Raw genomic sequence first — 16,185 nt, forward strand, 5'->3', positions numbered from 1 at the left:
GCGCTCCGTGGTAAAAAAGCTCTTAAACGCTGTAACCAAAAAGCCAAAGCTATTCACCACAGAGGACACAGAGCGCTGCGCTACACGGAGAAAAGCAACAGCAAGAATAAAAGCAACAAGTCAGTTACACTGAATCTATCACACCCTCACGCTAAAAGATTGAGATGAGAAAAACCTTTGGTGTCAATACATCAATCTTTACCTTCTTTCCTGTCTCAGCTTGAACCTGCTTTTCACGGTTTTCCGTAAGCGAAGCGTTCCATAGTGACATCAAATTGATACAAACAGTCATGTGCCGTAAGGCCGCAGGCCGTTCATCTCTGTTTTTTTCGTCCTTCTTTGCTTTCCATCTTAGCTTTCACCTAGGACCTTTCTTTGCCTTTCCTCGGACCTAGGACCTTCTTTAAACCTCTTCCATTATCTTCTGATGCATGTTGTTCCATTTTTCTGGAAACTTGCCGTCTAGCACATATACAAAAGCGATGAGTTCAGCGATAAGTAGATAGAGTTCCTTGGGGATCTCGTCTCCTACCTCTAAGCGTTGTAAAAAGTCACATAAATACTCATCTTGATGTATATGGATCCCCGCTTGCTGCGCTAAGGCGACAATTTCCTGTGCAAGGTCATCCTCACCCTTGGCTAATACTTTTGGCGCCGTACCTGACTGATACTTGAGTGCTACCGCTTTGTTTGTTCTTTTTGGTTCTGTCATCGTTTTACTCTCAGTGATTCAGGCGGCGAAAATGATCATTTGTTACTGTGTTAGCTTGAGTTTCAGAAAACTAGAAACTGGCTACCGCTAACAATAGAACGCCTGTTAATTGTTGTCATACATCCACTTTTACCAAGTAATGTTCCCCAGGCAGAATAGTTGCTGGAACATCTTCTTTTTTGGCGCTGAGCGAGACTTGGCTAAAACCAATGCCCTCTAACTTTTGGGTTAGTGATGCAGCAAGCAGATTAACTTTATTAATAAGCGTTTCATTGCTAGACGTAAATGTAAGCTTCAATGGCGAATTAGAATATTGATTATTGTGTTCAAGGGTTTGAGCACTAATGAGAAGCGGGCCAGTTGCTAAATTAAACTTTAATCGTAAGCGCCAAACATGATCCTTTGCATTGGGGCGCTTTTCTTGGTGTATATGGCCCTCTAGCTGTTCTTGGTAGTGATTGATGGAATAGGGGAGGGCAAAAAAGTAGTTAATAGCATGCTCATTTTGACTTGAAGCTTGTTGGTAAAGGCTGAGATTACTTAATAGCGCGGATATTGAACGGTGAGCCGCAGTGGACTGGAGTAAGGTTAATATGGGCTCTGGAAGCGCCAGGTGTTCTTGTAGCATTGATATTTTGTGCGCTAACGCTGGACTGAGCTGCGAAGATGATGCTCGCCCTAATAACAGTTGAAATAATAAGCTTATGGTATCGGTATGAGACTTAACTGGCGTGTTTAACCACTCATTCGGCGACAGCGTGTGGCTAATTGTGGTCATTATTAATTGTTTGAGACGCTGTGGTTGGCTTAATTCAATTAACGTCTCAGGGGCCAGTTTTGGCAATAACGTTAAAAGTACGGACGCTAAGCTCTGCGTTGTGTTAGTCAGCGAGGGGGCGCTTTTAGGCAAGCCGCCCGCTTTTTCTAGCGCTCCAGCTAACCGGTTTGCTGGTATTACAGAGCTAATGCTGGTGTCTGTTTTATGGTCCTTGTTACTCAATAGCCCCTTATCGGACAGTGGTGGAGCTGTGTCAATATTTTCCAGAATGTTAAAAAGGTTCCGATACAAAAAGTTAACGTCAGTTTTTTTGCTTTCTTGATGACTTTCTTGATGGCTTCCTTGATTAGTTAGCGGCTGTAAAGCGCCATCTTTAGCGTCGATTGGCTTCGCTTGCAGTGGGCTAATCAAGTTGATTTCAGCTCTAAATTGAATAGGTGATAATTCAAGACACAGTTGGTTTGCCTTACTTTTTATTACGCAGCAGTATTCACCTTGTTGTACGCTATGGAGCATATCTAACTTTATACACGGACCTTGGTTAAAAACCAGATTATTACCGTTAACTTGCCCTGTTGGCAGCGGATAACCGTCTTTACGTTTCGCCAGTTGCTGTAGTTTTTTCTCTTGGTCTTTGTTCGGACTTAGCACGGTTAATAAAGCTTGAGGTAAAGCAAGGCTGAGCGCCTTACCGATAGCGAGTAGCGTGCTTTGGTTTGTGGCGCCATTAATTTGCACTATATTTAAGAGAAAGCTATGAGCATGAGTGAGTTGCTGAATGGGCAGTGGCTGCTGTGTTTTTAACCTGTATTGTTGCCCTGAAAGATAAACGCTCAATTCAGATTTAGTGATGTGTAATGCAACAGGCACCAGCGAGCTAACCCTTCCCTGGCTAGGAGTCAGGTTAGGATCCAGGCTAGAGCATGTTCCTTTATGTAAATTACTGGTCCCGTTACTGGAACCTAAGTTACTGGAACTAGTGGTGATATTGGTCAGAGTATCCAAAGTAAGCTCTTTTCAGTTTTAAAATGGTTCATACGACTAGTTAGATATGTTTATTCACAAATTTATGTTTGACCTTATGGTCTTACTCAGTATGCTTAGCCATCTCTAGCGTATTAATAAATATTATTAACTATTTTGTTAGTTTTAGTTGGCTTGTAGCTCTTGTGAACTATATCGGCTCGAAGCCCGTATGACTTTAGCTAGAATCTTGGTTGATGCTATAGCCAATGATTAACATTATATTGCTCATGCTGTATTTTATTGATTTAAAAGAGTTATTTAGATTTACCTAAAGCCAAGTGTACATTTTTAGTGAATGGAATTGAGTCTGACAGCGGTAATGGATTAAGACAGCGAGACGACTCCAACAAATTCTTTTTTAAAGAGACAATTATGAAGTTTAAATGGATTGTGTTTTCTCTTGCGGTTTGTGCAATGCCTTCAATTGAAGCTGCAGAAGATACGACTATGGATAGTGAACAGCAGGTTACAGTCACCTATAACGACCCTCGTGATCCAATAGAAGGTTTTAACCGAGCGATGTGGGACTTTAACTATCTGTTTATGGATAGGTATTTTTACCGCCCCGTTGCTCACGGTTATAACGATTACATCCCCTATCCGGTTAAGAGTGGTATAAACAATTTTGTGCTTAACCTGGAAGAACCGTCCAGCTTGGTTAACAACACACTACAAGGTAAGTGGGTTTGGGCAGCCAATGCGGGTGGCCGATTTACGGTTAATACGACACTAGGTTTGTTAGGTGTTATTGATGTCGCTGAAATGATGGGCATGACGCGAAAACAAGATTCCTTTAATGAGGTACTCGGTTATTACGGCGTTCCAAACGGCCCCTATTTTATGGCTCCCTTTTTCGGCCCGTATGTTACAAGGGAGCTCGCATCAGACTGGGTAGATGATCTATACTTCCCTCTATCAGAGCTGACGTTTTGGCAGTCAGTGTTAAAATGGGGTCTTAAAAACTTGCATAGTCGAGCATCTGCAATCGATCAGGAACGATTAGTTGATAATGCTCTTGACCCATATACCTTTGTGAAAGATGCGTATTTTCAACACATGGATTACAAAGTATATGACGGTGACATTCCTCAAAGTGACGATGATGACGAGTTGCTTGATGAGTATATGCAGGAATTAGAATAGCATTCGATAAGTGGGCATATAAAAATAATAGCGCCGCTTAAAGTGCGAAAAAATACAAGGAGGTGTTTTTTCGCTGTTGTTATTTAAGGGTTGGTTATGGCGCTAACAGAGTTAACAATACTTTTTGTGGAAGATGATCCTGTTTTTCGCAAATTAGTCACGTCCTACCTAGATAGTCGCGGTGCAAAGGTGATAGAAGCAGAGAATGGCGAGCAAGGCCTAAGCTGCTTCAAAGCGCAGAAATTTGATATTGTCATTGCAGATTTAAGTATGCCTAAACTTGGCGGTTTAGATATGCTCAAGGCGATGAATCAACATAGACCTGGTACCCCATCTATTATTATTTCTGGTAATCAAGCTATGTCTGATGTGATTGATGCATTAAGGCATGGTGCAAGTGATTACCTTGTCAAACCTGTCTCAGATTTATACCTAATTGAAAACGCTATACGCGAATGCTTGAACAGTTCATTTGAAGACTCATTGAACTTTGATGAGCAAGAGTCTTTGTCCTATCTAGAGCTTAGTGAGAGTTTAGCGTTATTAGAACAAAGCAGTGAAGCCGCAAAAAGCGTACAGCAACAACTTTTCCCACCTAGCCGCGTCGAATATAGCGGCGTTGTCATTGACTATAGCTTGTTTAATACAGATGAGGTGAGTGCCCACTTTATCGATACTGTCATGATAGACGACAAACACGTGATGATGTATATGGCGCATTTTTACCCACATGATAATCGAGCTGCATTTGCTTCAGTGCTGTTGAAGAGTTTTGTTAACCATAAGCTTAAACTTTACCGAAATCGCACCTCTAACGTCATTATCGAGCCTTTTAATATGCTGGTGTATCTTAATGACCGTATGGCTAAGTCGGGGCTAGATATTGTGGTTGATATGGCGTATGTCGTAATCGAAAGAGTAAATTATCGCGTAGCGATTGCAACCGCAGGAAGTGAGTTTAGGTGCTATCTGAAAAACAGTGAGGGATTATCCCGCATAGCCCTGGCAGATACGTTACAGCTCGGCGTGACAAATTGGAATAAACCGAGTGTACAGTTTAGAACCTTACTCTTTGGTGAAAAGTTATGTATATCGACCTCAGTCAATGAACATAAACAGCAGTTATTAGATAACCAATTTCACGGCTTAATTCACGATCCCAACACCCAGCCCGGCGGATATATTCAATTGTCATTACAATAGGGCTATCGCCAAAAAGAGCGCAAGCGGAACGGTTTACAGCCTACGGAACGTTCGCTGGCTCACTTACGGAACGCTGCGCTGACGGTTTTAAGCTAAGAAGATCGGCCTTTGGCCTGCTAGTACAGCCTACGGCTGGCTAGAGCGTCGCTTTGCTCCTGCTAGATTCTATACAATCTTAAAGCTGAAACGTAAAACGGATTACAGTGTCCTTTGTGTGAATGGTTTTGGTTTTTAACTAGTGATTTAAAGGCTTTTTTACCACGAAGCGCTTCGCTTTCACGGAGGGCACGGAGAAGGGCGTAGAGCAAAATATCTGTTGATTGACTTGCTGCTTTTGATCTTGCGGTTGCTTTTCTTCGTGTAGCGTAGCGCTCCGAGTCCCAATAACATCCGTGTTTAACGGCCAGTTCGCTATCCCTAGCTCTCGCTTATTAGCACATGGCTTCGCCATATTCGCCGTGGTGAATAGCTTTGGCTTTTGATTGATGTTGATGTTGCTTTTCTTCGTGTCGCGAAGCGCTCCGTGCCCTCCGTGGTGAATAGCTTTGGCTTTTGATTGCAGCGTGAAGCACATTTCTCTGTGGTGAATAGCTTTGGCTTTTGATTACAGAGCTAAGCACATTTCTCTGTGGTGCATAGCTTTAATTTTTGATTACAGCATGAAGAGCGTTCTCACCACGAAGCGCTGCGCTTTCACGGAGGGCACGGAGAAGTGCAAAAGAGCAAAATATCTGTTGATTGACTTGCTGTTTTTGATCTTGCGGTTGCTTTTCTTCGTGTCGCGTAGCGCTTCGAGTCCCAATAACATCCGTGTTTAACGGCCAGTTCGCTATCCCTAGCTCTCGCTTATTAGCACATGGCTTCGCCATATTCGCCGTGGTGAATAGCTTTTGGCTTTTGATTGCAGCGTGAAGCACATTTCTCTGTGGTGCATAGCTTTAATTTTTGATTACAGCATGAAGAGCGTTCTCACCACGAAGCGCTGCGCTTTCACGGAGGGCACGGAGAAGTGCAAAAGAGCAAAATATTAGCGCTATTCTTAGTTAGTCTTGATGTTGATTTTCTTCGTGTCGCGTAGCGCTCCGTGCCCTCCGTGGTGAATAGCTTTTGGCTTTTGATTGCAGGGTGAAGCACATTTCCGTGTGGTGTATAGCTTTAATTATTGATTACACATGAAGCGTATTTCTATGTGATGAATTGGTTTTTCTTAAGAGTGTGGCACTTGCGTAACGAGTTATACTATAAATCGTTTAACCCCATTCTTTAGGGTTAGGACATTGAAATTGATTAAAAGGCCAACGTTGATTTGAGCAAGTTTCATGTAAGTCAACAATTGAGCCTCGTGAATTGATTTTATCCTATTAATACTCTTCAACTCTAGAATAATAGTGTTATCGATTAGTAAGTCTATTCGGTAACCACAATCTAATTTAATCCCTTTGTATTCGACAGGTATTGGATGTTGAATTTTGAAAGGTATCCTATTCGAAGTTAGTTCATGTGCCAGGCATTGCTCATAAGCTGACTCTAGCAAACCCGGTCCCAGTTGTTTATGAACTTCAATAGCACAACCTATTACTTGATGTGATAACTCACTAAATTGCATTAATTTGCTCCTAACTTCAGCCTCCATGCTTAAGATAAGGTTAGACGAAATTTGAAAGCCTGTGCGCAAAAGCTTTTAAAGACTACGGCTAACTCACCACGAAGCGCTTCGCTTTCACGGAGGACACGGAGAAGGGCGTAGAGCAAAAGATTAGTGCTATTTTTAGTTGGTCTGATGTTGCTTTTCTTCGTGTCGCGTAGCGCTCCGTGCCCCAATAACATCCGAGTTTAACGGCCAGTTCGCTATCCCTAGCTCTCGCTTATTAGCACATGGCTTCGCCATATTCGCCGTGGTGAATAGCTTTGGCTTTTGATTGATGTTGATGTTGCTTTTCTTCGTGTCGCGTAGCGCTCCGAGTCCCAATAACATCCGTGTTTAACGGCCAGTTCGCTATCCCTAGCTCTCGCTTATTAGCACATGGCTTCGCCATATTTGCCGTGGTGAATAGCTTTGGCTTTTGATTGATGTTGATGTTGCTTTTCTTCGTGTCGCGTAGCGCTCCGTGCCCTCCGTGGTGAATAGCTTTTGGCTTTTGATTGTAGCGTGAAGCACATTTCTCTGTGGTGCATAGCTTTAATTTTTGATTACAGCATGACGAGCATTCTCACCACGAAGCGCTGCGCTTTCACGGAGGACACGGAGAAGTGCAAAAGAGCAAAATATCTGTTGATTGACTTGCTGTTTTTGATCTTGCGGTTGCTTTTCTTCGTGTCGCGAAGCGCTCCGTGCCCTCCGTGGTGAATAGCTTTTGGCTTTTGATTGTAGCGTGAAGCACATTTCTCTGAGGTGAAAAGCCAAAAGTACATTACAGGCCGTGTTTGTAGCTTGTCTGGCCTTCCTCGCCTCTGCTTAAACCAGGTTTAAATCTTAAAAACAAAAATGCCAGAAGAGTAATCTTCTGGCATTTTATGTTTCAAGCTTTGCCGGCTTTAGTCTCAGCTGAGACCGTCTTTGCTCATTCGGATTTTCCGTCTAAGCGCTAACCGTCTTAGCCTAAACCGGATGTCTTACCTTCTAATCGCTTCATGCTCTGCTGTAACAGCAATCTCTTCTTCGAGTGCTTCTTCTTCAGTATGCGGGCCACCTTCAGCGCCGTGCATCCAGTCAACTAGCTTATCAGCCATGAAGTACAGGATAATGCCTGAAATAGCAGAGGTAATTGCGATACCAGCAAAGATAGCCATAGCATTTGCTAACTGCTCTTCTCTTTCGCCAGCATGTCCAATAAATGAACCTACCACGCCGCCAACCTTGTTAGCGATAGCAATGAAAAGGAACCATGCGCCCATCATTAGCGATGCGATACGCAGTGGAGCAAGTTTAGTTACCATAGATAGACCAATAGGAGATAAACATAACTCACCCATAGTATGGAAGAAGTATGCACCCACTAACCACCACATGCTTGACTTAGCGTTAGCGTCACCGCCCATCTCTAATACAGCACCAATCATGAATAGGAAACCAATACCAAGCAGTACCAGACCTAATGCAAATTTAACCGGTGAGTTTGGTTCGTTCTTACCTAAGCGGATCCAGATTGAAGCAATTACTGGCGCAAAAATAACAATGAACATGGCGTTAAGTGATTGGAACCAAGTCGTTGGAACTTCCCAGCCGCCAATCATGCGATCGGTAAAGTCATTTGTGAACAGGTTCATCAAACCGCCGGCTTGCTCAAAACCCGCCCAGAAGATGATAGTGAATAAACCCATAACCATGATCACTTTAATGCGATCACGCTCAATCTTAGTCAGTGGCTCTTTACGCGTATCACCCGCAGCTTCTGCTCTTTCTTTCTCAAGCTTAGCAGCTGGCTTACGGCCAATGTCACCGAGTAACCTTTGTGCAAATACGAATTGAATGATCAGTGACAACACCATACCAACACCGGCACACAAGAAGCCCATCTGGAAGTTACCATCGTAAGCGGCAACAACCGAGCCGACGATAATACCCGAAAGGAATGCACCTACGTTGATACCCATGTAGAAGATGGTGAATGCACCGTCACGGCGATGATCGCCCTCTTCATATAGGTCGCCAACCATAGTTGAAATGTTCGGCTTAAACAGACCGTTACCCAAGATTAACGTGCCAAGACCAACATAAAAGGCCATGGTTTCTGAACCAGGGATCCAGTTGTGTGGCAGCGCCAAGATAAATTGACCCGCGGCCATTAAGGCACCACCAATCATGATAGATCTACGTTGACCCAGGTAATTATCGGCTAACCAACCACCGATTAGTGGGGTCAAATAAACAAGACCTGTAAATGTACCATAAAGCGAAATAGCATCGCCTTGTGTCCAACCAAGGCCATGTCCGCCTTCTGATTGTACTTTATCTACTAGATAAAGCACCAAGATCGCACGCATTGCGTAATAACTAAAACGTTCCCATAATTCAGTTGTAAACAACAGGAACAGTCCTGTTGGATGCCCGAGCATCGTCCCCTGGGGTTTTGCTACGCTCATGTATTCTTCCACCTTCGCTTGTGATTGCCTGTAGCTCAATTATCACTACAGAAATTTGATTTACATAAATTATTACAGCTTTCAATGCACAGACTCAGTTAAAAATGTTAAATCTTAAGTGAACTTGTAGTGCAATGAGCTGTTTTATTGTGGGCTTGTATTCTAATTTTTATCATTTGGCGCTTAAAACAGCGTCAAATGCGATAAAGCCCACCTTGTATACCCTTTATGCGCTGCAAAAGTCAATTTTGAAAGCGTAACTGGCGACTAAATGACCACTTGCTAGCGGCAGGTTAAGATTAGTGTTTAAAAGTGAGATTAAACCTGCGCTTTGATGAGGTGCATCTTCCAATGCAGGCAGCAAATTTGTTAGTATCGGTGCGGTGAATGGGACGTCACCAATTGTAAAAGCAGTTGTTGAATTACAGATGAGAGAGAGAATGAAGGCTTGGTATCTATTATATTGCAAATCTCGAGGCGAAGCCCGAGCGCAGCAAAATTTGGCTCTTCAGCAAATTGAAACTTATCTGCCGACCTACCCCGAGCAACAGTTACTTAAAGGACAAGTAACCGTTAAGCGAGTATCGCTGTTCCCTAGTTATCTATTTATTCACTTCGATCCTGAAATCACCAGCGTGGCTAAAATCCACAATACACGCGGTGTCATTAGAATCGTTGGCTGCAAAGAACTAATGACACCTATTGATGACAGGGTTATTCATGCCATTAAAATGCGTGAGCACAAGTTAATTTCTGATATTTCACCTCAAGAACCAGAGACCTTGCCAGCGCCTGAGATGGTGCAGGGGGATAGAGTGTGCTTTACCGAAGGGCCATTCGTAGAACTTGAAGGGATCTTCGATGAGGTTAATGGTGAAAAGCGTTGTTTTGTATTATTTGACTTAATGGGTAAGCAGCAACGGGTTGCAGTAACAAGAAAATCGATTAAACCCGTTAAATAAATGCAGCTATTGGTTTCTCTGAGCTTAATAAATTGAAAGTGCGAAATTTAAGATTATTTTTGTGAGATATTCGCCATAGTACTCAAAGTGTCGTCTTATATAGTGATACAGATTATTACCAATAATACGCGTTTTAATGCTTGCTTTAACAGCCGTAGTTGTCGCGAAAAAGTTATCCCGAGATAGTCTAGTAGACAGTGTTAATAACGCCAAGGCCGTGTATATAAAGCAAAGGCAGTGCATATAAAGCCCGCAGTGAGTCGATAATCAATAGATTTATCTCACTAGGCTGATACGGCGCAAGTTGTTTGCGCAAACCGAATAAAATTTACAGTTGCATAAAGAATCGGCAACCAATGCATGGTTAGGCTTAGAGTTACTGCTCAAATGATCCGGCTAGTGTATAATTCTGCGCTTCTCAAAAATTTTGCGACAGAGTGATACCGGCAAAATGAGCAGGGATATACGTAGAGCGCTAGCTTGGCTTAGATAGCTTGGTTTAGCTTGATGTGTTACCGAGTGAAGCAAATGCTGGCGTAACAGTGTGTAAGTAATGAGTGGCAGTGCTCTTTACTCGTTATATAGGGCAGGGCATCAATCCGTCGAGTCATACAATGTACAACCTATGGTCAGTGCAGCAGTGAGAAGACCGTTAGATAGCCCGTTAAACCAGCCAGCGCCTAGTAGTTGTACTTATAAATAGTGCTTAAGTAGTCGCACTAAGTAACTAAGTAATAGCCGCGTAGGCTGTAAAGCTAGCCAACGGCTTAGCAAGCAGTGCTTGTAAATAGTGCTTAGTAATAGTAGCAGGGAATAGCAAAACAGAGAGTTAATTTAAGATAAGTGCATCAGCTGAACCTATCTTAAGTTAATTTGAAAGACACAAAATTAGACAAGTCCGCCAAGCGGATGGGCACGTTGGAAGCCGTAATCCATGGGCGGTAGCGTGTCTGAAAACTGAGAAGGTCCTAGGTGCTAGGGCGTTCGCAAGCTCACGGCTAGGTTCTAGGCTCTAGGGCGTTCGCAAGCTCACTTATAGGTTCTAGGGCGTTCGCAAGCTCACTGCTAGGACGCTGCGCTGCTAAGAAAGGCCAAAGCCAAAAGCCAGACAGCTGTTGTTCTAGTGATTTTCTAGGACCTAGAACCTAGGATCGTCTTTGCTTTTACCGTAAGGCCATAGGCCGTTCGTCTAAGCCTTACTGTTTTTTGATTTCCCTAGTTCCTAGAACCTAGGAACTGTTTGTAAACCTAGGACCTTTATTTCAAACCTAGAACCTTCTTTAAAAGTAGGTCGGCATTTATGCCGTCGCTTCTATAGATGGTATAAGTATTTGATGGGCTAAAGCCCAACCTACAAGACATAACTTGCTGAATCTAGAAGTGACTCAGTCTGTTCGCTTTAGCTTTAATTTTTTGATTTTCCTAGAACCTAGAACCTAGAACCTAGGATCGTCTTTGCTTTTACCATCTCAGCTCTAAACCGTTTTTTTAGCTTTGCTTTTACCGTAAGCGAAGCGTTCTGTAGTGACATTCAATTGATACAAATAGTCACGTGCCGTAAGGCCGTAGGCCGTTCGTCTCAGCTCTTATCGTATTAGATTTTTAACCTCTCTCGGAGATTACTGGTGCTTAACAAGACTAAAAAACTCATCATTGCTGGTATGTCAGCGCTGATATTACTGTCAGGGCAGGCAAGTGCTATCACGCCTTCTCCACAAATGATGGAGCAATTTAAAAATCTTCCAGCATCTGAGCAGCAACGCTTAGCACAGCAGTATGGTATCGACCCTTCAATGCTAGGGGGTAGCAGTAGCTCACAACCGCAACTTGAAAATCCAAACTTAGTTAATCCTCGTGCCCAGTACGACGTAAATGGCGATTTAATTCAAGTCGATCAGTTTGGTAACCCAGTTGATGCTTTTGGCAAGCCGTTAAATGATAAATCGGATGAAGAGTTAAAGTTCGAAGAAGACGCCGCTAAAAAAGAGCTAAAACGCTTTGGTTATGACTTGTTTGCCGGTGAGCCAACAACATTTGCACCAGTATCAGATGTGCCAGTACCGAGCGAATATTTAGTTGGCCCTGGTGACAACATCAAAGTGCAGCTTTTTGGTAAAGACAATAAAGAGTACGACCTTGTTATCAATCGTGAAGGGGTTATTCAGTTTCCAGAGCTTGGCCCTATCTCTGTTGCGGGGTTAACCTTTAGTGAACTGCGCGAAACCTTGTCGCAGCGCATCAATCAGCAAATGATTGGCATTCAGTCAAATATCACCATGGGCGAGCTACGTTCAATCCGCATCTTTGTCGCGGGTGACGCATACAAGCCTGGCTCTTATACGGTTTCTAGCTTATCGACGATTACCCAAGCTTTATTTGTAGCTGGCGGTATCAACGAGATTGGCTCTCTACGTAATATCCAAGTTAAGCGTAACGGCAAGTTAGTCGGCAGTATGGACCTATACGATCTACTGCTTCGCGGCGATGCATCGGGTGACATTAACTTACGCTCTGGCGATGTGGTATTCATTCCTGCAGTAGGCGGCTTAGTCAGTGTAACTGGTGAAGTACGTCGTCCTGCTATTTACGAGCTTAAAAAGCACGAAACAATGGGACAAGTCATTGATATGGCAGCGGGCATAAAGCCTGGTGCTTATCCTAGGCGCAGCAGCGTTGAGCGCTTTAATGACAACAGCCTTAAATCAATTTTGAATGTCGATTTAACATCAACTAAAGGTAAAGCAACTAAAGCCCTAGCTGGCGATGTTATCCGTGTAAAAAGTGCAACGACTCAATACGAAGATGCCATTACGGTAGTAGGCGCGGTTGTTAGACCGGGCAAATACCAGTGGTATCAAGGTCAAAAAGTCAGTGACTTAGTGCCATCTATCTGGGGTGACCTCTCAGTATCTGCCGATCTTGAATATGCGATTATCGTTCGAGAAATCAATAAGCAAGGTGATATTCAGGTTTATCAATTCTCACCAGTACAAGCCATTAATGGCAAAGTGCTTTCGCAAGACTTAACGCTGCAAGCGCGTGATAAAGTGATTTTCTTTAACTTTAGCGACTTAACCCAAAACCGTTATGAGTTAAACAAACTAGTAAAAGAGCGTGTACAAAAGGTTCAATCATTATCTGGCACCTCACTACTAGGTAACGACCTATTCGAAGCGGGTTTTTCACAACTTAGCCAAAAGAAGTTCTCAGATATTAAAGAGCTTGGTGGCGTTGCCATTAACAGTCAGGGCGAAGCAGAAGATCCAACCGCTAAAGCGGTTAAAGGTGAAGTCAACAAGATGTTGGTTAACCTGTTTGAAGATAGCGACTTAATCAAGTTAAGTGGTGAGATGAACCGCGGCGAGTTGCTTTACCCAATCATCATGAAGCTAAATAGCCAAGGCCGAGCTGGCGCTGGCGTAAACGCAGTCGCAATTAATGGCCGCGTTAATAACCCTGGTGTCTATCCATTAGCGGTTAATGCTCGTATCAAAGACTTAGTCACAGCTGCCGGCGGCCTAGAAGAAGGTGCCTATACGCCGCGCGCCGAGTTAACAAGTACTTACACCACCGCGGATGGCTCTGCGATTAAACACACCAATGTTGAACTTGAAGCTGCACTTCAAGGCGACGCCGCTCAAAATATCGCCTTAAAAGGGCGTGATATTTTAACTGTAATGACAACCCCTGATTGGCAAGAAAACAAGTCTGTTGAAATTCGCGGTGAAGTTAAATTCCCGGGTACCTATAATATCCGCCGCGGTGAGACATTAGCTGACGTGTTAAAGCGAGCAGGTGGCTTTACTGAATATGCCTACTTACCATCGTCAGTATTTGTACGTGAGTCAGTGCGCCAGCAAGAGCAGTTAGAAGTTAGAAAACTCGCAGAACAACTCCTGCGTGATGTTGCTACTCGTGGCGTATCAAAAGACGGTAACGTGATTAACTACAGCGACGCACAAATGATGCTAACTGACTTGGAAACAATCCAAGCTGTTGGTCGTTTAGTGGTTGACGTATCAGCAATCTCAGTCGGTATTAAGCAAGCGGATTTGCAGTTAGAAGATATGGACGTACTTTACGTACCTTCAACCAAGCAAACCATTGCCGTTATGGGCGAAGTACAGCACGCAGCGACGCATAGATTTAAAGATGGCCAAACCATCGACCAATATCTTGCAATGTCAGGTGGCGCTAGAGAGCGTGCTGATGATGACAGAACCTATGTTATCAAGGCAGACGGCTCAGTAATGCTTCCAACCCGCTCAATCTGGTTTAGCAGTGAGTCAAGCCTACAACCAGGCGACACCATCATTGTGCCACTTGATACCGAGTACAAAGACAACCTAACACTCTGGTCGCAAGTTACTCAAATCATCTACAACAGCGCCGTCGCATTCGCCACAGTCGCAAACTTATAAAGCTAAGACGAACGCCGCAAGCGGCTACAGAACGCTACGCTAACGGAACGCCTCAAGCGGCTACGGAACGGACTGCGTCCTTACGGATAACAGTAGAGCCACTCTTTCTGTAAACGAAGTGTTCAGTCAGTGAGCTTGCGAACGTTCCGTTATCAGTAGCGAAGCGTTCGTATCGGCTTTAAGCTTTTGTTCTGTAGGCCGAAGGCCGTTCCGTACACAGTCAGTGAGCTTGCGAACGTTCCGTCTACCGTATTCGGTAAGCGCAGCGTTCGTCAAAGCACTTAAAACCAAGGATGGTTATGAAGTTTCAAAAGCTTGAAGTTTGGCAGCTAAGTTACCAACTCTCGTGTTCAATATACATAGAGACTAAAGAGTTGAGGGATTGGGGATTCAAAGACCAAATTACTCGTTCAGGTCTTTCTGTTCCTTCAAACATTGCAGAGGGAATTGAACGACAGGGTTCAAAAGAGAAAATACAGTTTTTGTATATTGCTAAAGCATCGCTAGCCGAAGTTATGACACAGGCGATGATAGGTAAAGATATAGGCTATCTAGAAACTAAATTCGTGGATGAGCTTTTAGCAAAAGCTGAAAGAATCTCAGCGATGCTTGCAGGATTGATTAAAAGCATAAAAGCCCGCAATAACGTTTAGTGACGCGTTCGCTTTGGCCTTAAGTTTTTACCGTAAGCGAAGCGTTCCGTCATCCGTAGCGCAGCGTTCAGTAGGTCGCAGACCGTTCAGCTCTTAGCTTGAACCGTAAACGAAGTGTTCTGTAAGAGAGCTTGCGAGCGTTCCGTCAACCGTATTCGAAAACTTAAATAATGAGATAAGTTTTAAATGTCCAATGAACTAAATAAATACAAACAAGATCACCAGTTTACGCCGGCTTCGCCGGCAGACGATGAGATTGATCTTCGCGAGTTGTTTTCTGTCATCTGGCAAGGCAAATGGCTCATCATCGCCATCACAGCCGTTTTTGCCATTGGCGCTGTTATTTTCGCCCTAATGCAACCCAACACCTACAAGTCTGAAGCTTTATTAGCTCCAGCAAGTGAAGAACAAGGCGGCGGACTAAGTGCATTGGCAGGCCAGTTTGGTGGCCTTGCAAGTATGGCCGGTATAAACCTAGGTGGCGGCGGTGGCGTTGATAAAACGCAAATGGCCATCGAGGTGATGAAGTCGCGTCAATTCGCTAGTCAGTTCATCCAAAGCCACAATATATTACCGGACTTGATGGCGGCAGATGAGTGGAATTTAGCAACAGATAAACTTGTTTATGATGACGAGCTTTATAACCCACAAACCAAAACTTGGGTACGTGAAGTAAAAGCACCGTTTAAGCCAGAACCTTCAATGCAAGAAGCATTTAAAGAGTTCACTAAAGTGATTGCAGTTAATTCAGCTAAAGATACTGGAATGGTGACAATCTCGGTCGAGCATCTGTCTCCTAGTGTCGCACAGCAATGGGTGACCTGGTTAATCCAAGATATTAACAAGGTGATGAAAGAGCGCGATGTTGCAGAAGCGAATCGCAGCAGTGAGTTTTTAACCAAACAAATAGCACAAACAAATGTTGCAGACATTCGTACTATCCTCTATCAACTGATTGAAGAGCAAACCAAAACGATTATGTTTGCCGAAGTGCGAGATGAATATGTTTTTAAAACGATTGATCCTGCATTAATTCCAGAGGAAAAATCCGGACCTAAAAGAGCGTTGATATGCATTTTGATTACGATATTAGGTTGGTTTGTTGGTACGTTGTTTGTACTTATTCGTGGCCGTAGAGTGTGATCAAAATCTTACAGTATAATGGCATTTAGTATAAGGGGAACTTTTATTTAATTAAAAGTGC

General features: G+C 43.5%; 10 protein-coding genes. 6 read left to right on the top strand and 4 right to left on the bottom strand.

Annotated elements, in window-relative coordinates; all coding sequences use genetic code 11:
* Nucleotides 1-403: 403 nt before the first annotated feature.
* Both ACVBIL_RS18195 and ACVBIL_RS18200 read right to left on the bottom strand, forming a co-directional pair.
* Nucleotides 404-712: an EscU/YscU/HrcU family type III secretion system export apparatus switch protein gene (locus ACVBIL_RS18195; protein ID WP_447168370.1), complete on the bottom strand. Its 309-nt coding sequence runs from the start codon at nucleotides 710-712 to the stop codon at nucleotides 404-406.
* Between the two features lie 115 nt (nucleotides 713-827).
* Entirely contained in the window at nucleotides 828-2,360 is a 1,533-nt protein-coding gene (locus tag ACVBIL_RS18200; protein WP_447168371.1) for a hypothetical protein, read from the bottom strand.
* A gap of 528 nt (nucleotides 2,361-2,888) precedes the next feature.
* On the opposite strand from ACVBIL_RS18200, the gene ACVBIL_RS18205 reads away from it, so the two are divergent.
* Nucleotides 2,889-3,659 carry an MlaA family lipoprotein gene (locus ACVBIL_RS18205; protein WP_447168372.1) on the top strand — a complete coding sequence of 257 codons (771 nt, stop codon included), beginning with the start codon at nucleotides 2,889-2,891 and terminating at the stop codon, nucleotides 3,657-3,659.
* Between the two features lie 96 nt (nucleotides 3,660-3,755).
* Nucleotides 3,756-4,862: a response regulator gene (locus ACVBIL_RS18210; RefSeq protein WP_447168373.1), complete on the top strand. Its 1,107-nt coding sequence runs from the start codon at nucleotides 3,756-3,758 to the stop codon at nucleotides 4,860-4,862.
* Nucleotides 4,863-6,096: 1,234 nt separating this feature from the next.
* Here the strand turns inward: ACVBIL_RS18210 and ACVBIL_RS18215 are convergent.
* Nucleotides 6,097-6,495 (bottom strand): GxxExxY protein, encoded by a 399-nt coding sequence (locus ACVBIL_RS18215; protein WP_447168374.1) that lies wholly within the window; start codon nucleotides 6,493-6,495, stop codon nucleotides 6,097-6,099.
* A 980-nt stretch (nucleotides 6,496-7,475) separates the two neighbouring features.
* Nucleotides 7,476-8,945: a peptide MFS transporter gene (locus ACVBIL_RS18220; RefSeq protein WP_447168375.1), complete on the bottom strand. Its 1,470-nt coding sequence runs from the start codon at nucleotides 8,943-8,945 to the stop codon at nucleotides 7,476-7,478.
* A gap of 440 nt (nucleotides 8,946-9,385) precedes the next feature.
* Between ACVBIL_RS18220 and rfaH the strand changes: the two genes are divergently transcribed.
* The 4 genes from rfaH (at nucleotide 9,386) to ACVBIL_RS18240 (ending at nucleotide 16,124) form a co-directional block, all read left to right on the top strand.
* The gene (gene rfaH / locus ACVBIL_RS18225) at nucleotides 9,386-9,907 is read left to right on the top strand and encodes a transcription/translation regulatory transformer protein RfaH (protein ID WP_447168376.1); all 522 of its coding nucleotides are present in this window, start codon (nucleotides 9,386-9,388) and stop codon (nucleotides 9,905-9,907) included.
* A 1,625-nt stretch (nucleotides 9,908-11,532) separates the two neighbouring features.
* Nucleotides 11,533-14,328: an SLBB domain-containing protein gene (locus ACVBIL_RS18230; RefSeq protein ID WP_447168377.1), complete on the top strand. Its 2,796-nt coding sequence runs from the start codon at nucleotides 11,533-11,535 to the stop codon at nucleotides 14,326-14,328.
* A 299-nt stretch (nucleotides 14,329-14,627) separates the two neighbouring features.
* Complete coding sequence (locus ACVBIL_RS18235; RefSeq protein WP_447168378.1) at nucleotides 14,628-14,981, top strand: four helix bundle protein; 354 nt, start codon at nucleotides 14,628-14,630, stop codon at nucleotides 14,979-14,981.
* Nucleotides 14,982-15,167: 186 nt separating this feature from the next.
* A complete protein-coding gene (locus ACVBIL_RS18240) occupies nucleotides 15,168-16,124 on the top strand; it encodes a Wzz/FepE/Etk N-terminal domain-containing protein (RefSeq protein ID WP_447168379.1) in 957 nt (318 codons plus the stop codon).
* Nucleotides 16,125-16,185: the final 61 nt, after the last annotated feature.

The sequence above is a fragment of the Shewanella sp. 125m-7 genome (genome assembly GCF_052977045.1).